Raw genomic sequence first — 20,997 nt, forward strand, 5'->3', positions numbered from 1 at the left:
GCCGTGCGCGGGCCGCAGGCGGCGCCGTTCGACAGCGACACGCCGTCAAGCAGCGCGGCGCCCGCCAGCTGGCAAAGCCGCGTGCTCAGCCATCTGGCCCGTTTCAAGCGCTATCCGGGCGACGCGCGCCAGCGCAAGCGGGCCGGCGCCGCCTGGGTGCGCTTCCAGGTGGACCGCGACGGCAAGCTGCTGGCCAGCGAACTGCTCACGTCGTCGGGCACGGTCCTGCTCGACCGCGAAGCGCTGCAAGTGCTGCAGCGCGCGCAGCCGTTGCCGGCGCCGCCCGACAACGTCCTGCACCAGGGCACGGTGACCGTCACCTTGCCCGTCTCGTTCAAGCTGGAACCCGGACAAGACCAGGCATGAGGATGCCGATTGCTTTTCATTAAAAAAATCTATCCATGACAAATCGAGGGTGTATGCATATCAAGAAGATGGCGCAAGCCGTGGGCGTCTGCATGGCGTTGCTGGCGCAGCAGGCCGGGGCGCAGTCGCAGTCGCAGTCGCAGGAAAGCGGCAAGGTGGAATTTTCTCCGCTGAATGTGTCGGGCGAGGCTGTGCCGGCGGAACGGCAGGCGCTGGAAAAACCGGGCGCCGTCAGCGCGCGCGGGGCCGATACGCGCCTGCAGAGCGTCGACCAGATCGTGCGCAGCATGCCGGGCACGTTCACGCAGATCGACCCGGCGCAGGGCGCCGTCAGCGTCAACATCCGCGGCCTGTCGGGCCTGGGGCGCGTCAACATGATGGTCGATGGCGTGAGCCAGAATTACTATGGCAGCGCGCCATCGTCCGTGTCGCATGGCGGCGTGCCCAGCAGCCAGTTCGGCGCCCTGATCGACCCCAACTTCATCATCGGCGTCGACGTGTCGCGCGGTAATGTCGTCGGCGGCGACGGCGTCAATGCGCTGGCCGGCAGCGCCAATTTCCGCACCATCGGCGTCGATGACGTCGTGTTTGCCGGTGAAAAGGTGGGGGCGCGCACGAAGATGTCCACTGGCAATAACGGTGTGGGACGCAGCGCCATGCTGGCCGTGGCCATGAAAAATCCCGCCTTCGACGGCGGCAGCGTGGGCTTCATGGCCGCCACCAGTGCCAGCGTGATCGGCAACAACTACAAGAATGCCAAGGGCGTCAACAGCGAGGAATTCGGTTTCGGCTACAACCGCTATTACAAGCAGAAGCCCAAGTCGCAATTGCTCAAGCTGGACCTCAAATTGAGCGACTTCCACTCCCTGGAACTGTCGGCGCGCGATTACCGCAGCACGTTTACGCGCCGCGACATCCAGAGCGATGACTACTACGTCAAATACCACTACACGCCGTTTTCGGAATTGATCGACCTCAATGTGGTGGCCAGCAGCAGCCGCGGCAACCAGAAATACATGCCCGAGGCGCTGACCAACTTTATCAATACCAATGTGGCCAACCGCGCGGATGCTCTCGACATCAACAACACCAGCAGTTTCAAGCTGGCGGGCGGCGATGCGCTGGTGACCATCGGCGGCAAACTGATGCGCAACAAGTACAGCAAGCACGTGGAAAGCCTGGTCGACGATCCCGACAATCCGGATGCCAACCAGCAATCGATCGAAAACAATACCTTCGGTCCCGAGGGCGTGCAAAAGATCGACAGCCTGTATGCGGGCCTGCAATACAACCGCGGCATCTACCAGGTCAATGCGGGCCTCAATTACACGCACTTCAACCTGACCGGCTACAAGCCCGCCTGCGACTTGCGCGTGCAGTGCTTCCCGCAAGGGGCAAGCAATATTGCGCTCAAGGAGCACGGCATCAATCCCTCGCTGCTCGTCTCCGCCCAGGTCACGCCGTGGTTCCAGCCGTTTGCCAGCGCCGAGCGCACCATGCGCGGGCCGAATCCGCAGGAAGTGTTTTTCTCGAATGACGGCGGGGCGTCGATGAATCCGTTCCTGAAGGGCGAGAAGGCGACGACCTATCAGCTGGGCTTTAATTCCAGCCTGCACGGCTTGCTGAGCGCCAACGACGCGCTGCACTTCAAGGCCCTGTATTTCAAGAGCAAGATCGACGGCTATATCACCAGCCAGTCCTTCCTCGTGTGCGACAGCGGACGCAAGTGCAATATCGCGGAAGTGATCGCCAAGGACTGGCAGAATGTGGATGACTATGTGACCAATATGTATATCTACATCAACTCGGCCACGCCCGTGCATTCGCGCGGGTGGGAGCTGGAAGCGCAGTACCAGCTGGGCCCGGCTTTTGCGCGCCTGTCGTACACGCGCGAAAAGACCAGCCAGCCCACCTCGATCGCCAGCGCGTGGTTTGGCGCGGCCGACATCAGCGAGCTGCCCAGCACCTACTACAACCTCGACGTGGGTACGCGATTGCTGGACAACAAACTGGAAGTGGGCGCCATCCTCAAGCACACGGGTGCGAACCGCCGCTTGTCGCCGGACAATGAAGCGGACGAGGCGACGGGCGAAGTAACGAAAGTGGACAATCCGAAGATCCCGGCCGTGATCGACCTGTACGCCAGCTACCAGGTCAGCAGGAACCTGTTCCTGCGCCTGTCCGTGCAGAACGCCATGAACAAGGATTTCTCGGAAGCCCTGAACCGCTTGAACTCGATGCCGTCCCAGTCGCAGGACAACACGCCGCTGAGCACGGCAAGGGGCAGGACGTATGTGGCGGGGCTGGAATACCGTTTCTAGTTTTTTAGCAAAGCTGCGACGCCTGACAAAACTGTAGCGAGCGGATGTGATTTGTGGCCGAGAAGCGCAGCTGTGCTATAGCACAGTGAGCATCGCCGGCCGCAAAGCGCACCGCGCATTAAGTTTTGTCAGGTGTTATCAACGCGGCGTGGTGCCGTAGTAGCTATGGATGGTATTGACCCACGTGGTATCGGCCATGTTCGGCCAGTTATCCGTGTCGAAGCCGGGGGCGTTTTCAATACGCTCCTTGTCGACGTTGAGCGTGAAGCGCTTGTTGACGGTGTCGAGCAGCAGCGCTTCCCACGGCACGGCGAACAGCTTTTCGCCGATGGTGAAGACGCCGCCGTGCGACATGACGGCATAGGCGATCTTGCCGCTGCGCATGTCGATCATGATTTCCTTGATTTCGCCCAGGTGTTCATCCCTGGCGTTATGCACATGGTCGCCGATCAGGGTGTCGGCACCCATCAGTTCAGGGCCGGGACCTTTGTGGCCGCGGTTCACATACATGCCGTAGGCGTCGCGTTCTTCGTAGCTCATGATGGACCTCCTGTTGAAAAATCCCAGTCTGCGGCCGGGGCGCGGCAGGGTCTGTTCGGTCTCCCACACAAAGTATGGAATTTGAAATATTTCAATTATTGCCATTGCGCAATTTTGTTGTGCGTAGACAGCAGGAGGGGGAGGGATAGTCGGCATTTGGCGCAAATTTCCACGCGCGGGGGGCGACGCAGGCGGGCTTTAGTGTATAATTTCAATTTCCCGCACGTGCCGTTCGGCACCATCTGCAATGACCAAATTTGTCTTCGTCACTGGTGGCGTTGTGTCTTCCCTTGGAAAAGGGATTGCCGCCGCCTCCCTCGCCGCGATCCTCGAATCGCGCGGCCTTAAAGTCACCATGCTCAAGCTCGACCCGTATATCAACGTCGATCCTGGCACGATGAGCCCTATGCAACACGGTGAAGTATTCGTTACCGACGACGGGGCTGAAACCGACCTCGACCTCGGTCACTACGAGCGCTTCATTTCCACCCGCATGAAAAAGGTGAATAACTTCACCACTGGCCAGATCTATGAATCGGTGATCCGCAAGGAACGCCGGGGCGAATATCTGGGCAAGACCGTGCAGGTGATTCCGCATATCACCAATGAAATCCAGGATTACATCCGCCGTGGCGCCGAAGGCTACGACGTGGCCCTGTGCGAAATCGGCGGCACCGTCGGCGATATCGAATCCTTGCCGTTCCTGGAAGCGGCACGCCAGCTGAGCCTGCGCGCCGGCCGCAAGAACACGGCGTTCGTCCACCTGACCCTGGTGCCTTACATCGCCTCGGCCGGTGAACTGAAAACCAAGCCGACCCAGCACTCGGTGCAGAAGCTGCGCGAAATCGGCATCTTGCCGAACGCGTTGCTGTGCCGCGCCGACCGCGCCATCCCGGAAGACGAGCGCGCGAAAATCTCGCTGTTCTCGAACATCGAGGAAGACGCCGTCATTTCCGTGTGGGACGTCGACACCATCTACAAAGTGCCGCAGATGCTGCACGACCAGGGCCTCGACAAGATCATCTGCGACGCGCTGGACCTCGATCCCGCACCGGCCGACCTGTCGATCTGGAGCAAGCTGATCTACACGATGGAGCATCCGAAGGCGGAAGTGACCGTCGGCATGGTCGGCAAGTATGTCGAACTGACCGAGTCGTACAAGTCGCTGATCGAAGCGCTGCGCCACGCCGGCATCCACACGGAAAGCCGCGTCAACATCGAGTACATCGATTCGGAAGAAATCGAAACGACGGGTTGCGACAACCTGGCCAAGTACGATGCCATCCTGGTACCGGGCGGCTTCGGCAAGCGCGGCGTGGAAGGCAAGATCAAGGCCGCCCAGTTCGCCCGTGAAAACAAGATCCCTTACCTGGGCATCTGCCTGGGCATGCAAGTGGCCCTGATCGAATACGCGCGCAACAAGGCAGGCATGCCGAACGCGAATTCGACCGAGTTCGACCTTGATACGGATCAACCTGTCGTTGCGCTGATCAATGAGTGGCAAAACCACGATGGTAAAGTCGAGTTGCGCGATGAAAACTCGGACCTGGGCGGTACCATGCGCCTGGGCGCGCAGACCTGCGCCGTCAATCCGGGCACCCTCGCTGCCGAGATCTACGGCAGCGTGGTGACCGAGCGTCACCGCCATCGCTACGAAGCCAATAATCATTACCTGGCCCGTGTCGAAGCGGCTGGCCTGATCGTGTCGGCCCGTACGCCGAGCGAAGATTTGTGCGAAATCATGGAATTGCCACGCACGGGTGAAAATGCCCACCCATGGTATATGGGCGTGCAATACCATCCTGAGTTCAAATCGACGCCACGCACCGGCCATCCGCTGTTCACCTCGTTCATCAAGGCAGCGCTGGCGCACAAGGAAGCCAACGCCGCCGCGGAATAACGCGGGTCGCTTGCGACAGTATTACCCGTAAGACAGCTCCCGGCCTGCCAGTCTGCGCCGGGAGTTTCTTTGCCCACTTTGTGCAATTGCGCATCAGAACGCAGTGTGCAGCCCCTGTTACGCTTAACTTTGGAGAATGACATGAGTGCTATTGTTGATATTATCGGTCGCGAGATCCTGGACTCGCGCGGCAATCCGACCGTCGAATGCGATGTGTTGCTGGAATCGGGCGTGATGGGCCGTGCGGCCGTGCCGTCGGGTGCCTCGACCGGTTCGCGCGAAGCCGTGGAATTGCGCGATGGCGATGCCAAGCGCTATTTCGGCAAGGGCGTGCTGCAAGCATGCGAAAACATCAACACCGAAATCTCCGAAGCCATCATGGGCCTGGACGCCAATGAACAGGCTTTCCTGGACCGTACCCTGATCGACCTGGACGGCACGGAAAACAAATCGCGCCTGGGCGCCAACGCCATCCTGGCCGTCTCCATGGCCGTGGCCAAGGCTGCCGCCGAAGAAGCGGGCTTGCCGCTGTACCGCTATTTCGGCGGTTCGGGCGCCATGCAGATGCCAGTGCCGATGATGAACGTCATCAACGGCGGCGCGCACGCCGACAACAACCTGGATATCCAGGAATTCATGATCATTCCCGTGGGCGCCCCGACGTTCAAGGAAGCCGTCCGCTACGGCGCGGAAGTGTTCCACACGCTGAAAAAGATCCTGCACAAGAAGGGCCTGAACACCAACGTGGGCGACGAAGGCGGTTTCGCGCCATCGCTGGCCAACCATGAAGAAGCCATCAAGCTGATCATCCAGGCCATCGAAGAAGCAGGCTACGAGCCAGGCACGCAGATCGCCATCGGCCTCGATTGCGCCGCGTCCGAGTTCTACAAGAACGGCAAGTACGAAATGGAAGGCGAGGGCCTGAGCCTGACGGCCACCGAGTTCACCAACCTGCTGGCGACCTGGTGCGACAAGTACCCGATCATCTCGATCGAAGACGCGATGCACGAAGGCGACTGGGACGGCTGGGCGATCCTCACCAAGGAACTGGGCAAGAAAGTGCAACTGGTCGGCGACGACCTGTATGTCACCAACACCAAGATCCTGAAAGAAGGCATCTCGAAAGGCATCGCCAACTCGATCCTGATCAAGATCAACCAGATCGGCACCCTGACGGAAACGTTCGCCGCCATCGAGATGGCCAAGCGCGCCGGCTACACGGCCGTCATTTCGCACCGCTCGGGCGAAACGGAAGACTCGACCATCGCCGATATCGCCGTTGCCACGAACGCCCTGCAGATCAAGACGGGTTCGATGTCGCGCTCGGACCGCATGGCCAAGTACAACCAGCTGCTGCGCATCGAAGAAGACCTGGGCGACATCGCCAGCTATCCAGGACGCGATGCGTTCTATAATCTGAAGTAAGCTGCTGTAAAACCCACTGGCCGGCCGGAGATGTTCCGGCCGGTTTTTTAACTGAATGCCCCATGCGCCTCATTACGCTCGCCCTCGCAGCCCTGCTGCTGTTGATCCAATTTCCCCTCTGGCTGGGTAAAGGCGGCTGGCTGCGTGTTGCCGACATGGAAGCCCAGGTGGCGGTGGCCAACAAGAAAAACATGGAATTGAAGGCGCGCAACGCCAAGCTCGAATCCGAAGTGCGCGACCTGAAAGATGGTACGGGCGCCGTCGAAGAGCGTGCCCGCTATGAGCTGGGCATGGTCAAACAGAATGAGATTTTCGTGCAGATCGTGCGCAAGGGACAGACCCCGCCACTGCTGGAAACGCCGGTGGACGCCGCGGCGCCACATTAAGATAGTACTACTTCCCACTTGCCAGCCTGGACCGATTGCCAGGCTGACCTATCACTTTACTTCCTTGTACTGCTGCACACGACTGGCCGCATGGCGCGGCGTGCTGCTGCCTTGCTGCTTGCTGATCAGAAACGGGCTTTGCCGGTCGAGATCAGGTAAAAATGGATGCCGGTGACCACGACGGCGACGGCGACCAGTACGGTTTCGAGAAACATCATAAAATTTCCTTGTAAGTAAATAGTTAGCTTAAAAAAACGCCCAGGGCCAGGCGCCCAGCCGAAGACAGTACGCAAGTACGGCAAGGCGCAGGCAACGCCGCCCTGGACGTTTTTTTAACCGCGGGAAGCCAGGAAGCGGAGCTCGGCAGCCAGATTCGGCATCAGCTTTTCGTAGCGGTTCGCTTCCGAGTTCAGCAGGGCGAAATCGCGCTGGCTGGGACGCACATGGCGTTCCGCATCGGCGCTGGCGGTGCCGGCTGCAATGACTTCCTTCTGGGCCAGTTCGCTGTATGGCTTGGAAGCGAGCAGGGCGCCCAGGAAGGCGCGCGTGGCGCGGCCCAGGTTGCTGAAATAGTTGTCGTTGTTGCTGTAAGTGTTGGTAAAAGTGGACATATGCCCTCCATGAATGGTCTGTTGTTGCATTGCACAATAATGGAGTTCGCGATATATGTCTAATTCCAAATTCCAATTTCAGTAATTCAAGAAACGAATAATAAGGGCGTAGCCGCCGGCCACGCCCTGGAAATGAATTTGTTACGAAATGTTTATCCTGCGGCGATGCGTCCCAGACCCGGATCGTCGCTGAAAAAACCGTCGAGTCCCGTCTCGATGTAGCGGCGCATTTCCGCCACGGAGCCCGCTTCGTTGCGCGCATTTTCGCCGTTGCCGTCGCGGAAATCGGCCGCCAGGAAACGGTTTTCCGGGCGGAAGGTCCACGTGTGCAGCAGCAAGCCTGCCTGGTGCGCATCGTCGACGATGGACGTGGGCTTGGCTAGGCGCTGGTCGGCGCCCAGCGGGATGACGCCCCGCGTGGGCGGCGCCACCACGTCCGCGTAGGCGGCGATGTCGCGCAGGCCGGCCGGCGTCGTCATTTGCCCGAATGTCAGCTTGCCGCCCGCCTTGGCCACGTCCATGGGGCGCACATCGCCGCCCACCACCAGCTGCATCAGGCGCACGTTGGCGCGCCGTCCCAGCTTCTCGCGCAGGTATTTCAGATTGGCCACTTCGAAGGACTGGATTTCGATAGGCGCGCGGCGCGTGTACTCGTGCGCCAGCATGGTCGACAGGAAACGGTCTTCCAGCGCCAGGCCCGCATCGCGGAAATACGTGGAGCTTTTCAGCTCCGGCACGAGGCCGATGACGCGTCCGCTGGCGGCTGATTGCGCTGCAACAAAATCGATGATTTCTTCCCACGTCGGAATCTGGAATTGTCCATCGTACAAGGTGTTGCCGGTGCGTACTTTCGGCAGCCGCTCGATGGCGCGCAGGGTTTTCAGTTCCGCCAGGGTGAAGTCGTCGACGAACCAGCCTTCGTGCCATTCGCCGTCGACCATCTTCTTGCCGCGCCGGCTGGCAAACTCGGGACGGCGCGCCACGTCGGTGGTGTCGATCAGGTTGCTTTCGTGGCGCGCGACCAAGATGCCGTCGCGCGTCGCCACCAGGTCCGGTTCCACGTAGTCGGCGCCGTCGAGGATGGCCTTGGCGTACGAGGCCAGGGTGTGTTCGGGGCGCAGGGCGCTGGCGCCCCGGTGGGCGAAGACCAGCGGCCGCGACGGTGGCGTGGCCAGCAGGCCCGCGGCAAAGCCGGGCGCGGCGGCCAGGGCCAGGCCGCCGGCGGCCGCCTGGACGAAGCTGCGGCGCGAGAAGTGCCGTTGCGGAAGGATAGGCGTACGCATCAGAAATCCGCCGTCAAGGTGAGGAAGCCCTGGCGCGGGGCGATGGGGAAAGTGTTGTACGTCTTGTCGGCCGCGCCCACCACCACGTTCAAGGAGCCTTCGCGGTTGGCCAGGTTGCTGACGTTGAGGCGCCAGCGCGGGTTTTTCAGCCAGCCGGCCATGGCGGGCAGCTTGCCCGACACGCCCAGGCCCATCAGGAAATAGCTGGGCACGGACAAATCGTTGGTGTACGTCGCGTAGCGCTTGCCCACATAGTCTCCCGTCAGCTGCACTTCGATATCGCCCAAGGTGGCCGATGCCACGAACTTGTTCAGCCACTCGGGCGAGCCCGGCACGTTCTTGCCGGCCGTCAGCACCAGTGCGGCGCCATTGTTGTAGTTGTCCGCGTATTGCGAGCGGTTGTACGACAGGGCATTGTAGAACGAAAAATTGTTGCCAAAGTGTATGGTGCCGGCGATATCGATGCCGTCCGTGCGCACGCTGCCCACGTTGGCCAGCACGGGGTTGCCGCCAATGATGGAGGAAATCACGGGCGTCGGGCTGATCTGCAGCAAACGGTTGCTGAAATCGACGTGATAGACGTTGACCTGGCCATCGATGGCCGTGATGGCGCCCAGGTTCAGCGGGTGGCTGCCGCGCACGCCCACTTCATAGGTGAGGGCCGTTTCCGGCTTGGCGTCGCGCTTGAACAGGTCGAAGGCGGCCTGGCTCGACAAGCTCCACGGCGAGGCGCCGCCGCCGCCGTAGGTGACGAACTGGCGCATGTTTTTCTGGATATTGAAGTACAGCTGGTCTTGCGGCGTGAAGTCCCAGCGCGCGCCGACCTGCGGCAGGAACCATTTTTTCGTGTTGATGGTGCCGACCGGCAAGGCCGTCGAGCCGCCGGCAATGGCGCCCTTGGCCGGCTGCACGGGGAACTGGCCATCGGCAAACTGCAGGCTGGACTTGAAGCCGGCCTGCAGGGCGATATCGGGACGGATGCGCCACTCATCCTGCAAGTGCAGCTGCACCACCTTGTTGTCGATCTCGCTGCCGTACTGCGTGATCAAGGGATTGCTGGGGCGGTCGTACGGCGAAGTCGGGTTGTTGACGTCCAGCGCATACCAGCGGCGGTAGGCGGACGAGCGGTTCTGTTCCAGCCACAGGCCCGCTTCCAGCTGGTGCTCGCCGATTTCCTTGCGCAAGGTGGAAATGAAGCCGCCCCGCTTGATGTCGTATTCCGTCGTGCGCACGGCGTAGCCCGAGTTGCCGAACACCTGTTTCAGGTTCTGGTTTGGGTAGTACACGCTGAACAGGCCCGGCAAGCCGGCCACGCCGATGGGGCCGGCCACCACGCCCGCGCCGTCATCCTTGTGGTAATACACCTGGTTGGCCCATGTCGTGCCTTCGCCCAGGTTGGCGTCGAACTTGGCGTAGGCCAGGTAGTCGGTGCGCTGCGCATCGCTGTAGTAATTGCGGTAGTTGTTGCCGTCGGCGGCCGGCGTGGCGCCCGTGGGCGACAGGTAATTCAGGGCCGCCTTGAAGTCCGGATACAGGAAGGGGCGCGTGTAGGGCGCGCTCGTTTCGCCCGCCACGTGCACGGTGCTGTCTTCGTTCGGCTCGATCTTGTCCGAGTAATTGAAGAACAGGGTCAGCTTGCCCGCCTCGCTGCGGTTGACATATTTTGCGTTGAACTGGTCGCCGCCCTGGCGCGCATCGAAGTCCCAGGCGCGCGCTTCGTGGTGCAGGATGGAGAAATAGGCGCTGCTGCCGTCGCCAAAGGCGCCCGTGTCGTAGCGGGCAAACGTGCGCGAGGTGCGGTGGCTGCCCACCGTTTGCTGCACGCTGGCGCCCTGCGTGGCCAGCGGATCGCTGGAATAGGTTTCGATGGTACCGCCCAGGTTGCTGGTGGAGGCCGTGGCCAGGTCGCCCGCGCCCGACGACAGCACGACGCTGCGCACGTTTTCGCTGATCACGGCGCGCTGCGGCGACAGGCCGTTGTAGTTGCCGTATTGCTGGTCGCCCAGCGGCACGCCATCCATGGTGTAGCCGAGTTGCTGACCGGAAAAGCCGTGCACGAACAGCGACAGGTTTTGCTCGTTGTTGCCCCATGGATCGGCCGTCTGGAAGCTGACGCCGGGCAAGGTTTGCAGGGCTTTCAGGGGATTCGTGCCGGGCAGGATTTTCTGGATTTCATTCTTGCTCAGTGCCACGGAAGAGCGCGTCTTGCGCGAGGAAATCTCCACGGTGGCCATCGGGGCACTGTCGTCGGCAGCGGGGGCTGCAGCGGCCATCTCGGTGGCGGCGGACGCCACGGCGGCGGCCACGGCCGTTTGCGCCAGGGCCGGCAAGGAGAGGCCCGCGGCGCAAGCGCCCAGCAAAACATGGAAGGAATGGCGGCGCAGGGCCAGCGTCAAGTGGGGTGTCATCATCAGCCTGTGGAAAGTGGGAAGTAATACAAGCTGCGCAGCGTAACGGCGGCGCGTGACGGGCTGATGACGAACTGATGACGAGAAGATGACAGCAGAAACAATTGCGCCGCCTCAGGGGCGGCGCGGCAGATTCATTGCGAAAGTGTAATGATCAGTTGATGCTGGCGGCTGGCGGGATGAGAACCTCGGCCGGCGCATCCGTGACGAACAGCTGCGCGCAATCGACCTTGTCGAAATCATAGTGCTGGCCGCAGAAATCGCAGTTCACGCCCACGTGGCCGATTTCTTCCAGGGTGCTGTTGACTTCTTCCTCGCCCAGCATCTTGAGCATATTGCCCACTTTTTCGCGCGTGCAGCTGCAATGGAAGCTCGGGTGTAGCGGGTCGAACACGCGGATGGTTTCTTCCCAGAACAAGCGCTGCATCAGGGTGTCGATGTCCGTCGACAGGATTTCCGCCTCTTTCAAGGTCGAAGCCAGCATCACGGCGCGGTTCCATGTATCCAGTGCGTCTTCTTCCGAGACGGGCGTCGCTTCGGCCTTGCCGCCATGGTGGGGCAGCTTTTGCAGCAGCAGGCCGCGCGAGACGGTGTCGTCCGTGGCCAGCCACAAACGCGTGTCGAGCTGTTCCGAACGCAACATGTAGTTTTCGATCACGGTGGCCATGTCGTCGCCGTCCAGCGGCACGATGCCCTGGTACGGCTGCTGGCCCGGCACCTTGTCGGCCGGGTCCAGGGTGATGATGAAGCGGCCCTTGCCCGTGGCGTTGAGCAATTGCGGCACGGTGGCGGCGTCGGCAATGACGGCGTCCGGGTCCAGCTTGGCCGTGGCGCGCAGGCGCAGGTCGGAATCGCACTCGACCACCATCAGGCGCACGGGACCGTCACCATGGATTTGCATGATGATGGAGCCGTTGAATTTCAGGTTGGCCGACAGCAGGGCGGCGGCGGCCACCATTTCGCCCAGCACTTTTTTCACGGCCGTGGGGTAGGCGTGGCGCGACACCACTTCCTGCCACGTGTGGGAGACGTCGATGAACTGGCCGCGCACGGCGGCGTTGTCGAAAATAAATTTCTGCAGGGTATCCTGGCCCGGAAGGGCTGCGCTGACAGCGCCTGTGGTTTCAGTCGTCATTCTTTTATCCAATCTTCTTGAGTTGCGTATTAAATAGCTGGCCGCGCTGCACATAGTTCACGGCGTTGCCTTGTAGCCTGGTGATATCGTCTGCCGTCAGGGCCCGCACGGCTTTCGCCGGCGAGCCGATGATCAGCATATTGTCGGGAAATTCCTTGCCTTCCGTGACCAGGGCGCCTGCGCCGACCAGGCACCCTTTGCCGATCTTGGCGCCGTTCAGGATCACGGCCTGGATGCCGACCAGGGCGCCATCGCCGATCGTGCATCCATGCAACATCGCCTGGTGGCCGATGGTCACGTTCCTGCCGATGTCCAGCGGGTAGCCCGGGTCCGTGTGCAGCACGGCGCCTTCCTGCACATTGCTGTTGGCGCCCACCGTGATGCGTTCGTTGTCGCCGCGGATCGTGGCGCCGAACCATACGGACGTATTCGCTTCCAGGCTCACCTTGCCGATCACATTGGCCGTGTCGGCAACAAAAGCGGAAGCGTCAATCTGCGGCGCATCGGCGCCCAATTGGTAGAGTGTCATCGTTAGCCTGTGGCGGTAGTGGAAGCGCCGGGCATGGCCGGACGCTGGAATGTACGCTATTTTACGCTGTTGCGTGACAAGTCTTGACGGCCGTGCCCAAGGCCGGCGCCGATCCGCTATAATTATCGAACGGTCGTACTTTTATGCCCGCATTATCTACAGACACAGCATGTGGCGCCATCCGCGCCACTTTCAAGGCAGGCAATGAGATGAAACCCATGAAACTTTCCCGTTCCGAATTCATCAACATCCGCGGCGCCCGCACGCATGTGCGCCATTGGGGCCGCGACGGCGCGCCCATCCTGTTCATGGTGCACGGCTGGATGGACGTGGCTGCCTCGTTCCAGTTCGTCGTCGACGCACTGGCGGGCGACTGGCACGTGATCGCGCCCGACTGGCGCGGCTTTGGCCTCAGCGACTACACGCAGTCCGATACCTACTGGTTCCCCGACTACCTGGCCGACCTGGACGCCATGCTGCTGCATTACTCGCCCGATGCGCCCGTCAACCTGCTGGGCCACAGCATGGGCGCCAATGTGGCGGGCCTGTACGCGGGCGTGCGGCCCGAACGCATCAGCCGTTTCATCAACCTGGAAGGCTTCGGCATGATGGCGACGAAGCCGGAGCAGGCGCCGGGCCGCTACGCCAAGTGGCTGGACGAGTTGCGCGAGCCGCCCGCCATGCGCAGCTATCCCACGCAAAAGGCCGTGGCCGAGCGCCTGCAAAAGACCAATCCGCGCCTGCCGGACGCGCGCGCGGCCTTCCTGGCCGAGCACTGGTCGGCGCAGAACGAGGCGGGCGAGTGGGACATCATGGGCGACCCACAGCACAAGCGGGTCAATCCCATCCTGTACCAGGTGGACGAAGTGATGGCGTGCTGGCGCCGCATCACGGCGCCCGTGCTGTGGGTGGAGGCCGATGACACGAATATGTGGCAATGGATGGGGCCAAAGGAAGAAGCGCGCATCGAGATCGACCGGCGTTTGGCCTGCATCAAGGATGTGCGCTGCGAGATGATGGCGGATGCGGGCCATATGCTGCATCATGATCAGCCGCAAGCGCTGGCGCGCCTGGTGGAGTCTTTCCTGGCGCAGTAAGCCAGGGGGCAACTGTGTCGCTAACGCGACTTCCTTATCGGGCAAGCAGCGTACAATGAAACCTTCTTCCATGCTGAGCCCGTGCAGGGTATTGTTTTCACATGCTTAAAGTCGACCTGCATTGTCATTCGAATATTTCCGACGGCGTGCTGTCACCGGCCGCCGTGGCTGCCCACGCCCGCAAGGCGGGCGTCGACGTGTGGGCGCTGACGGACCACGACGAAGTGTCCGGTGTCGCCGCTGCGCGCACGGCCGCGCTGGACCTGGGCATGCGCTTCGTGGCCGGCGTGGAAATTTCCATCACCTGGGCCGGCGAAACCGTGCACATCGTGGGCTTGCAAGTCGATGAAAACAATCCGGGTCTCGTGCAGGGCTTGCACCGCACGCGTTCGGGGCGCGACGCGCGCGGCCGCGAGATCGCACGCCAGCTGGACCTGGCCGGCATCCCGGACGCCTATGAAGGGGCCTTGAAATTCGTCGGCAACCCGGATCTGATGTCGCGCACGCACTTTGCCCGCTACATCGTGGAAACGGGAAAATGCGCGAACATCCCCGACGTGTTCAAGAAATACCTGTCGGAAGGCAAACCTGGCTATGTCGAGCACCGCTGGGCCACCCTGGCCGAAGCGGTGGGCTGGATACGCGGCGCGGGCGGTGTGGCCGTCATCGCCCATCCGGGCCGCTACCGCTTCAGCGACATGGCGCAGGGCGTGCTGTTCGATGAATTCAAGCAGCTCGGCGGCGTGGCCATCGAAGTCGTCACGGGCAGCCACAGTCCGGACCAGTATGCGGAATACGCGCAGCTGGCCAATGCCTACGGCTTCCTCGCCTCGCGCGGCACGGATTTCCATGCGCCGGGCGAGTCGCGCGTGGATTTTGCCATGCTGCCGCCATTGCCCGCCAACGTCACCCCGATCTGGCACGACTGGTTTTAAGTCCGTTGAAAATCTGCTGCGCGGCGCGCTTTGCGGCCGGCGATGCAGCGGCGTGTCGCCATAACTGCTTGAAATCGGCGTTAGCGTATATATCTTTTTGTTATTCTTGTTATACATAGTCCTCTGGAGCCATAGCCCATGAAACGTATCGTCCTTTTTATTGCAACCAACCTGGCCGTGATGCTGGTGCTGTCGCTCGTCCTCAGCTTGCTGGGCGTGGGCAATCCGGCGCGCGGCAGCACCCTGAACCTGGGCAGCCTGCTCGTGTTTTCGCTGGTGGTGGGCTTCACGGGCTCGATCTTTTCGCTGCTGATCAGTAAACCCATGGCCAAGTGGAGCACGGGCGCGCGCGTGATCGACAACCCGACCTCGTCGACGGAGTTGTGGCTGGTCAACACCGTGCGCGCGCTGTCCGAGCGGGCCGGCATCGGCATGCCGGAAGTGGCCGTGTACGAAGGCGACGCGAATGCGTTTGCCACGGGCGCCTTCAAGAATTCGGCGCTGGTGGCCGTGTCCACCGGCTTGCTGCAAAGCATGAACCGCGATGAAGTCGAAGCCGTGCTGGGCCACGAGATCGCCCACGTGGCCAATGGCGACATGGTGACCCTGACCCTGATCCAGGGCGTGGTGAATACCTTCGTCGTCTTCATGGCCCGCGTGGTGGGTTTCTTTGTCGACAATGTGCTGCTGAAAAATAACAACCGCGAAGGCGGCGGACGCGGCATCGGCTATTTCGTTACCGTGATGGTGTGCGAAGTGATCTTCGGTTTGCTCGCGTCCATCATCGTGGCCTGGTTCTCGCGCCAGCGCGAATTCCGCGCCGACGCCGGTTCCGCCAGGCTGCTGGGCAGCCCCACGCCGATGATGCATGCGCTGGCCCGCCTGGGCGGGGTGCAGCCGGGCGAGCTGCCCCAATCGATGCAGGCGCTGGGCATCAGCGGCGGCAATGGCGGCTGGGGCGCGCTGTTTGCCACCCATCCGCCGATCGAGCAACGTATTGCCGCGCTGCGCGGCGTACAATAATGCTAACTTAATAAGCTGGTTCGCCAGAACGCTAACACATGAGTCAATTTTTCCAGATTCACCCTGACAATCCGCAAATGCGCCTGATCAAGCAGGCGGCGCAGATCATCCAGTCCGGCGGCGTCGTGGCCTTGCCCACGGATTCCTGCTACGCGCTGGTGTGCCAGCTCGACGACAAGGGCGCCGTCGAGCGCCTGCGCCGCATCCGCGGCGTGGATGAAAAACATCACCTGACCTTGCTGTGCCGCGACTTGAGCGAGCTGGGCGTGTACGCCCGGGTCGACAACCGCCAGTTCCGCCTGCTCAAGGCGGCCACGCCGGGCGCCTACACCTTCATCCTGGAAGCGACCAAGGAAGTGCCGCGCCGCCTCAGCCATCCTTCGCGCAAGACCATCGGCCTGCGCGTGCCGCAGCACCGCATCGTGCAATGCCTGCTGGAAGAGCTGGGCCAGCCGCTGCTGGGCGCCACATTGACCCTGCCCGGCGACGAAGACAGCCTGACGGACGCCGACACCATCCGCGAGCGCCTGGAAAAACTGGTCGACCTGATCGTCGACGGCGGCGTCTGCGCGCATGGCCCCAGCACCGTGATCGACCTGACGGGGCCGGAGCCGGAAGTGGTGCGCGTGGGGCGTGGCGACCCGGCCGCGCTGGGGCTGTAGGCGGCTGCATCGGGAGTTGTATTTGCCAATCCTTACAACACCTGACAAAACCGTAGCGAGCGGCAGCGAGTTGTGGCTAAGAAGCGCAGCTGTGCTTTAGCACAGTGCGCATCGCAGGCCGCAAATCGCGACGCGCAGTAGGTTTTGGCAGGTGTTCTTAATGACAACATAAGAAAGGCCCCAGGACGCCTCTGGTAGAATCGCGGTCATGAGCGATTTCAATACGATAGTCCAGACCGTTGCGGTGTACCTGGTGCCGGTGCTGTTTGCCATTTCCCTGCATGAGGCGGCGCACGGCTACGCCGCCCGCTATTTCGGCGATCCCACGGCTTCGAACGAGGGCAGGCTGAGCCTCAATCCCATCCGGCATATCGATCCTTTCGGCACGATCCTGCTGCCCTTGATACTGTATTTCACGATCCAGGTGCCGTTCGGCTATGCCAAGCCCGTGCCCGTCGATTTCAGCCGCCTGCGCAATCCGAAGAAGCAGATGGCCTGGGTGGCGTTTGCCGGCCCTGGCGCCAACTTCGTCATGGGCCTGGGCTGGATGATCGCCTTCGTCGTGCTCAGCGTGCTGCCGCCGACGGAAATGGGCATGTTTTTCCGCAAGATGGCCGGTGCCGGCGTCAGCGTGAATGCGGCCATGTTCGTGTTTAACCTGATACCCGTGCCGCCGCTCGATGGGGGGCGCATCATGACGGGCTTGCTGCCGATGCAGCTGGCGCGTCCCTACGCCAGCATCGAGCGCTACGGCCTGTACGTGTTCGGCGCCCTGGTGCTGCTGATGTACACGGGCATTCTGAACCGCGCCCTGCTGGCGGCAATCGAATTTGTCATCGGCATTTTTGTCACCCTGGTCACACCCCTGACGGCCCTGTTGACCTGATGCCCGCAACTGGATGTATGCAAATAATTGATGGAAGTAGCGATGCAAGTAACTGAACCAACGATAGAAACCGAAGCGATTTCCGGCTGGCTGCGCCGCTGGGCGCCATTGATCCCGGGCGGCGAAGTGCTGGACCTGGCCTGCGGCGCAGGCCGCCATGCGCGCCACCTGGTGACCCTGGGCCACCCCGTGATCGCGCTCGACCACGATCCGGAAATGCTGGAAAAGGCGGCCGGCACGGGCATCACCACCTCGCTGGTGGACCTGGAAGCGCCGGGCGCCGTGTGGCCGTTCGCTGCGGGCCGCTTTGCCGGCATCGTCGTCACCAATTATCTGCACCGGCCCCTGCTGGAAGCCATGGTGGCCAGCCTGGCGCCCGATGGCGTGCTGCTGTATGAAACCTTTGCTGAAGGCAATGAGCAGTTCGGCAAGCCGTCGAATCCGAAATTCCTGCTGAAGGAAGGCGAAATGCTGGCCTGGGCGGTGCAGCAGGGCTTGCGTGTGGTAGCGTATGAGGATGGACGCGTGGAACAGCCAAAAGCTGCTCTGGTGCAACGAATTTGTGCCGTCCGGCCGGATTTTCCACGGTTGGCAGCCCTGCTGCCAACGTTTTGAGCGGCCATACTATGTCAGAATGCACCACAGGCGCGGGCTATCCGCTACAATCGTTGTTTTATTTATCGGCGCTATAAACTTACTATGATCAAGGGCAGCATTGTAGCAATCGTCACCCCGATGCACGCAGACGGCAGTCTGGATTTTCCAGGTCTGCGCAAGCTGATCGACTGGCATATCGCCGAGGGTACGGACGGCATCGTCATCGTTGGCACGACGGGCGAATCGGCAACGGTCAGCGTGGAGGAACACTGCGAACTGATCCAGTTGACCGTCGAACATGCCAAGGGACGCATTCCTATCATCGCCGGCGCCGGTGGCAACTCCACGGCCGAGGCCATCAAACTGACGCGCTACGCGAAAGAAGCGGGCGCCGATGCTGTCTTGCAAGTTGTGCCGTACTACAACCGTCCTACCCAGGAAGGCATGTACCAGCACTTCAAGGCCATCGCCGAAGCCGTCGACATTCCCGTCATCCTGTACAACGTGCCAGGCCGCACCGTTGCCGACATGAGCAACGAGACCATCGTGCGCCTGTCGGCGATCCCGAATATCGTCGGCGTGAAAGATGCGACCGGCAATATCGGCCGCGGCGTCGACCTGTTGCGTCTGGTTCCAGCGGACTTCGCCGTGTACTCGGGCGACGATCCGACGGCCATGGCGCTGATGTTCTGCGGCGGCCACGGCAACATTTCCGTGACGGCCAACGTTGCGCCGCGCGCCATGCACGAATTGTGCGTGGCAGCCATGGCGGGCGAGCGCGCCACGGCCATTGCCATCAATAACAAAGTTTTCCCTTTGCACCAGAAATTGTTTGTCGAGCCCAACCCGGTGCCCGTCAAATGGGCGCTGGCCGAAATGGGCCTGATGCCGGCCGGCATACGCTTGCCACTGGTGCCACTGGCTGAAAATTGCCATGCCACCGTGCGCGATGCCTTGCGCGACGCCGGTGTCCTGTCTTAAGCCGAACTTCAAGCCCGGGCTTGACCAGTCCGGACCTTCCCTGATTCCAGCTGCTACTTAGCTTCTTATCCAGTTACGACATGACTAATTGCAAGAAAACCAAACCGGCGCCTGCCACCATCGCCGTCCGCGGCATCGTCATCGGCGCCGTCGCAGCCAGCCTCGCGGGCTGCGGCATGATCAGTTCGGTAGTCGGCGGCGACAAGGTCGACTACAAGTCGGTCAAGAAAGCCGGCACCCTGGACGTGCCGCCTGACCTGACGCAATTGCAGCAGGACAACCGCTACTCCCTGCCGGATTCGAAAAACGGCGTGGCCACGGCTTCCGGCTACAACGCGCAGCGCAACGCCACGGCGGGCACGCCCGTCGTCGTGGGCGCCGACGGCACGGTGGGTGTCGTGCCCGTCACGGCAGGCGGCGTCAAGGTCGAGCGCGCGGGCAACCAGCGCTGGCTGGTCGTCAAGCAGTCGCCTGAAGTGCTGTGGCCGCAACTCAAGCAGTTCTGGGAAGATTCGGGCTTCACCATCGCCGTCGACCAGCCGACGGCTGGCATCATGGAAACCGAGTGGAACGAAAACCGCGCCAAGGTGCCGCAGGACTTTATCCGCAGCACCATCGGCAAGGCCTTCGATTCGCTGTACTCGACGGGTGAAAAGGATAAGTTCCGCACGCGCGTGGAGCGCCTGGCCGACGGTTCGACCGAAATCTACATCAGCCACCGTGGCGTGGAAGAGGTCGTTACGGGCCGCGACAAGGAAACCACCACCTGGACGGCGCGCCCGAACGATCCGGGCCTGGAAGCGCAATTCCTGGCCAAGCTGATGACGCGCCTGGGCGCGGCCAGCGACGAAGCGCAGGCGAAGACGGCCGTGGATGCCGCCATCGTGCAGCCGCAGCACGCCAAACTGGTGGGCGATGCCGCCACGCCGGCGCGCGCCATCGAAGTCGATGAAGGTTTCGACCGCGCCTGGCGCCGTGTGGGCCTGGCGCTGGACCGTGTCGGCTTCACCGTGGAAGACCGCGACCGCACGCAAGGCACGTATTTCGTGCGTTACGTCGATCCGGATGCAGTCAAGAAAGATGGTTTCTTCTCGAAACTGTTCAGCTGGGGTTCGTCGTCCGACAAGGACAAGGAAGCGCAGCGCTACCGCGTCCTGGTCAAGGCCGGCAATGGCTCGACCAGCCTGGTCAGCATCCTCAGCAATGAAGGCCAGCCCGATATCTCGCCAGTGGCCGAGAAGATCCTGGGTCTGCTGAACGATCAGTTGAAGTAAGCGGGATATACGCGGCAGGCGTCTGCACCTGCCGCGCATTAAAAAGGCTGGCCCGGGAAACCGGGTCAGCCTTTTTTATTGCCGAGTCCTGGCTTTTATCTCGGGGATAAAACGCCGGACGCAAAAAAGCCGGCCCAAAGGCCGGCTTTCTTTAGTGCAGGGTGCTAAATTACTTAGCAGCCGATGCAGCAGCCGAAGCAGCCGAAGCAGCGTCGGTAGCGGCCGAAGCGGCAGCCGAAGCAGCAGCAGCAGCGTCGGTAGCGGCCGAAGCAGCAGCGTCAGCAGCAGCAGCTGGAGCAGCTTCAACTACTGGTGCTGGTGCTGGGGTTTCAACTACTGGTGCTGGTGCAGGAGCTTCTTCTTTTTTGCTGCAAGCAGCCAGAGCAACAACCATCAGGGAGGCGATCAGCAGGGATTTTTTCATTTGTTTTCCTTAATTATTTCAAAAAATAAACCAATATTGTTGCGATGAATAATTACCGGTAATTATCGCTCGTTAGGTCGTCTTCGAAGGCTTTTCGTACCAGGTGGTGCCTGCCAGACAACGGAAACTTCCTAACCGAATATTATAGCGATTTTTGGTGCGTCGCAATAGGAGCAAGAGGCAAATTCGCAACTATTTTGTGATATCGCAATAT

The 20,997-nt window shown here is 61.5% G+C and carries 20 protein-coding genes; 13 read left to right on the plus strand and 7 right to left on the minus strand.

All coding sequences use genetic code 11. The features are described from left to right. Together GCN74_RS20190 and GCN74_RS20195 are read left to right on the plus strand one after the other, a co-directional pair. A partial coding sequence (locus tag GCN74_RS20190) for an energy transducer TonB (RefSeq protein ID WP_152258326.1) occupies positions 1–366 on the plus strand: 366 nt, incomplete at its 5' end. 53 nt (positions 367–419) lie between these two features. Further along, complete coding sequence (locus tag GCN74_RS20195) at positions 420–2,687, plus strand: TonB-dependent receptor domain-containing protein (RefSeq protein WP_152258327.1); 2,268 nt, start codon at positions 420–422, stop codon at positions 2,685–2,687. Positions 2,688–2,825: 138 nt separating this feature from the next. Here GCN74_RS20195 and GCN74_RS20200 read toward each other — a convergent pair whose 3' ends face one another. Continuing rightward, positions 2,826–3,227 carry a PRC-barrel domain-containing protein gene (locus tag GCN74_RS20200; protein WP_152258328.1) on the minus strand — a complete coding sequence of 134 codons (402 nt, stop codon included), beginning with the start codon at positions 3,225–3,227 and terminating at the stop codon, positions 2,826–2,828. Between the two features lie 247 nt (positions 3,228–3,474). Here GCN74_RS20200 and GCN74_RS20205 point away from each other — a divergent pair, with 247 nt between their 5' ends. From GCN74_RS20205 to ftsB, 3 genes are all read left to right on the plus strand, one after another. Then, a complete protein-coding gene (locus GCN74_RS20205) occupies positions 3,475–5,127 on the plus strand; it encodes a CTP synthase (RefSeq protein WP_152258329.1) in 1,653 nt (550 codons plus the stop codon). A 141-nt stretch (positions 5,128–5,268) separates the two neighbouring features. Next, positions 5,269–6,552: a phosphopyruvate hydratase gene (gene eno / locus GCN74_RS20210; RefSeq protein WP_152258330.1), complete on the plus strand. Its 1,284-nt coding sequence runs from the start codon at positions 5,269–5,271 to the stop codon at positions 6,550–6,552. 62 nt (positions 6,553–6,614) lie between these two features. Beyond that, complete coding sequence (gene ftsB, locus GCN74_RS20215) at positions 6,615–6,938, plus strand: cell division protein FtsB (protein ID WP_035821182.1); 324 nt, start codon at positions 6,615–6,617, stop codon at positions 6,936–6,938. A gap of 332 nt (positions 6,939–7,270) precedes the next feature. Here ftsB and GCN74_RS20220 read toward each other — a convergent pair whose 3' ends face one another. The 5 genes from GCN74_RS20220 to GCN74_RS20240 all read right to left on the minus strand — a co-directional run bounded on the left by GCN74_RS20220 (position 7,271) and on the right by GCN74_RS20240 (position 12,904). Beyond that, positions 7,271–7,549: a hypothetical protein gene (locus GCN74_RS20220; RefSeq protein ID WP_152258331.1), complete on the minus strand. Its 279-nt coding sequence runs from the start codon at positions 7,547–7,549 to the stop codon at positions 7,271–7,273. Between the two features lie 152 nt (positions 7,550–7,701). Further along, positions 7,702–8,832 (minus strand): glycerophosphodiester phosphodiesterase, encoded by a 1,131-nt coding sequence (locus GCN74_RS20225; RefSeq protein ID WP_152258332.1) that lies wholly within the window; start codon positions 8,830–8,832, stop codon positions 7,702–7,704. Beyond that, entirely contained in the window at positions 8,832–11,243 is a 2,412-nt protein-coding gene (locus GCN74_RS20230; protein WP_226939129.1) for a TonB-dependent receptor, read from the minus strand. The genes GCN74_RS20225 and GCN74_RS20230 overlap by 1 nt, the downstream gene beginning before the upstream one ends. A 151-nt stretch (positions 11,244–11,394) precedes the next feature. After that, positions 11,395–12,375 (minus strand): Hsp33 family molecular chaperone HslO, encoded by a 981-nt coding sequence (gene hslO, locus GCN74_RS20235; protein WP_152258333.1) that lies wholly within the window; start codon positions 12,373–12,375, stop codon positions 11,395–11,397. A 4-nt stretch (positions 12,376–12,379) separates the two neighbouring features. Then, positions 12,380–12,904: a gamma carbonic anhydrase family protein gene (locus GCN74_RS20240; RefSeq protein WP_152258334.1), complete on the minus strand. Its 525-nt coding sequence runs from the start codon at positions 12,902–12,904 to the stop codon at positions 12,380–12,382. A 218-nt stretch (positions 12,905–13,122) separates the two neighbouring features. Between GCN74_RS20240 and GCN74_RS20245 the strand changes: the two genes are divergently transcribed. The 8 genes from GCN74_RS20245 (at position 13,123) to bamC (ending at position 20,359) form a co-directional block, all read left to right on the plus strand. Beyond that, a complete protein-coding gene (locus GCN74_RS20245) occupies positions 13,123–14,001 on the plus strand; it encodes an alpha/beta fold hydrolase (protein ID WP_152258335.1) in 879 nt (292 codons plus the stop codon). A gap of 101 nt (positions 14,002–14,102) precedes the next feature. Further along, positions 14,103–14,936 (plus strand): 3',5'-nucleoside bisphosphate phosphatase, encoded by an 834-nt coding sequence (locus GCN74_RS20250; RefSeq protein ID WP_152258336.1) that lies wholly within the window; start codon positions 14,103–14,105, stop codon positions 14,934–14,936. Between the two features lie 138 nt (positions 14,937–15,074). Beyond that, complete coding sequence (gene htpX / locus GCN74_RS20255; protein WP_152258337.1) at positions 15,075–15,959, plus strand: protease HtpX; 885 nt, start codon at positions 15,075–15,077, stop codon at positions 15,957–15,959. A gap of 38 nt (positions 15,960–15,997) precedes the next feature. Beyond that, complete coding sequence (locus GCN74_RS20260; RefSeq protein WP_152258338.1) at positions 15,998–16,621, plus strand: L-threonylcarbamoyladenylate synthase; 624 nt, start codon at positions 15,998–16,000, stop codon at positions 16,619–16,621. A 208-nt stretch (positions 16,622–16,829) separates the two neighbouring features. Continuing rightward, positions 16,830–17,507, plus strand: coding sequence for a site-2 protease family protein (locus GCN74_RS20265; protein ID WP_152258339.1), 678 nt, complete (start codon positions 16,830–16,832; stop codon positions 17,505–17,507). A gap of 42 nt (positions 17,508–17,549) precedes the next feature. Then, a complete protein-coding gene (locus GCN74_RS20270) occupies positions 17,550–18,122 on the plus strand; it encodes a class I SAM-dependent methyltransferase (protein WP_152258340.1) in 573 nt (190 codons plus the stop codon). Between the two features lie 84 nt (positions 18,123–18,206). Next, positions 18,207–19,085 (plus strand): 4-hydroxy-tetrahydrodipicolinate synthase, encoded by an 879-nt coding sequence (dapA, locus tag GCN74_RS20275; protein WP_152258341.1) that lies wholly within the window; start codon positions 18,207–18,209, stop codon positions 19,083–19,085. A gap of 80 nt (positions 19,086–19,165) precedes the next feature. Beyond that, positions 19,166–20,359 (plus strand): outer membrane protein assembly factor BamC, encoded by a 1,194-nt coding sequence (bamC, locus tag GCN74_RS20280; protein WP_152258342.1) that lies wholly within the window; start codon positions 19,166–19,168, stop codon positions 20,357–20,359. 169 nt (positions 20,360–20,528) lie between these two features. Here bamC and GCN74_RS20285 read toward each other — a convergent pair whose 3' ends face one another. Continuing rightward, the gene (locus tag GCN74_RS20285; protein ID WP_043462404.1) at positions 20,529–20,783 is read right to left on the minus strand and encodes a hypothetical protein; all 255 of its coding nucleotides are present in this window, start codon (positions 20,781–20,783) and stop codon (positions 20,529–20,531) included. Positions 20,784–20,997: the final 214 nt, after the last annotated feature.

The organism is Janthinobacterium sp. FT14W (assembly GCF_009208755.1).
In the GTDB taxonomy this organism is placed as follows: domain Bacteria; phylum Pseudomonadota; class Gammaproteobacteria; order Burkholderiales; family Burkholderiaceae_D; genus Janthinobacterium; species Janthinobacterium violaceinigrum.

Excerpts from the sequence above, each read along its gene's own strand:
- GCN74_RS20195 (WP_152258327.1), top strand. The coding sequence starts at position 420 with ATGCATATCAAGAAGATGGCGCAAGCCGTGGGCGTCTGCATGGCGTTG.
- GCN74_RS20200 (WP_152258328.1), bottom strand. The coding sequence starts at position 3,227 with ATGAGCTACGAAGAACGCGACGCCTACGGCATGTATGTGAACCGCGGC.
- GCN74_RS20205 (WP_152258329.1), top strand. The coding sequence starts at position 3,475 with ATGACCAAATTTGTCTTCGTCACTGGTGGCGTTGTGTCTTCCCTTGGA.
- eno (WP_152258330.1), top strand. The coding sequence starts at position 5,269 with ATGAGTGCTATTGTTGATATTATCGGTCGCGAGATCCTGGACTCGCGC.
- ftsB (WP_035821182.1), top strand. The coding sequence starts at position 6,615 with ATGCGCCTCATTACGCTCGCCCTCGCAGCCCTGCTGCTGTTGATCCAA.
- GCN74_RS20220 (WP_152258331.1), bottom strand. The coding sequence starts at position 7,549 with ATGTCCACTTTTACCAACACTTACAGCAACAACGACAACTATTTCAGC.
- GCN74_RS20225 (WP_152258332.1), bottom strand. The coding sequence starts at position 8,832 with ATGCGTACGCCTATCCTTCCGCAACGGCACTTCTCGCGCCGCAGCTTC.
- GCN74_RS20230 (WP_226939129.1), bottom strand. The coding sequence starts at position 11,243 with ATGATGACACCCCACTTGACGCTGGCCCTGCGCCGCCATTCCTTCCAT.
- hslO (WP_152258333.1), bottom strand. The coding sequence starts at position 12,375 with ATGACGACTGAAACCACAGGCGCTGTCAGCGCAGCCCTTCCGGGCCAG.
- GCN74_RS20240 (WP_152258334.1), bottom strand. The coding sequence starts at position 12,904 with ATGACACTCTACCAATTGGGCGCCGATGCGCCGCAGATTGACGCTTCC.
- GCN74_RS20245 (WP_152258335.1), top strand. The coding sequence starts at position 13,123 with ATGAAACTTTCCCGTTCCGAATTCATCAACATCCGCGGCGCCCGCACG.
- GCN74_RS20250 (WP_152258336.1), top strand. The coding sequence starts at position 14,103 with ATGCTTAAAGTCGACCTGCATTGTCATTCGAATATTTCCGACGGCGTG.
- htpX (WP_152258337.1), top strand. The coding sequence starts at position 15,075 with ATGAAACGTATCGTCCTTTTTATTGCAACCAACCTGGCCGTGATGCTG.
- GCN74_RS20260 (WP_152258338.1), top strand. The coding sequence starts at position 15,998 with ATGAGTCAATTTTTCCAGATTCACCCTGACAATCCGCAAATGCGCCTG.
- GCN74_RS20265 (WP_152258339.1), top strand. The coding sequence starts at position 16,830 with ATGAGCGATTTCAATACGATAGTCCAGACCGTTGCGGTGTACCTGGTG.
- GCN74_RS20270 (WP_152258340.1), top strand. The coding sequence starts at position 17,550 with ATGCAAGTAACTGAACCAACGATAGAAACCGAAGCGATTTCCGGCTGG.
- dapA (WP_152258341.1), top strand. The coding sequence starts at position 18,207 with ATGATCAAGGGCAGCATTGTAGCAATCGTCACCCCGATGCACGCAGAC.
- bamC (WP_152258342.1), top strand. The coding sequence starts at position 19,166 with ATGACTAATTGCAAGAAAACCAAACCGGCGCCTGCCACCATCGCCGTC.
- GCN74_RS20285 (WP_043462404.1), bottom strand. The coding sequence starts at position 20,783 with ATGAAAAAATCCCTGCTGATCGCCTCCCTGATGGTTGTTGCTCTGGCT.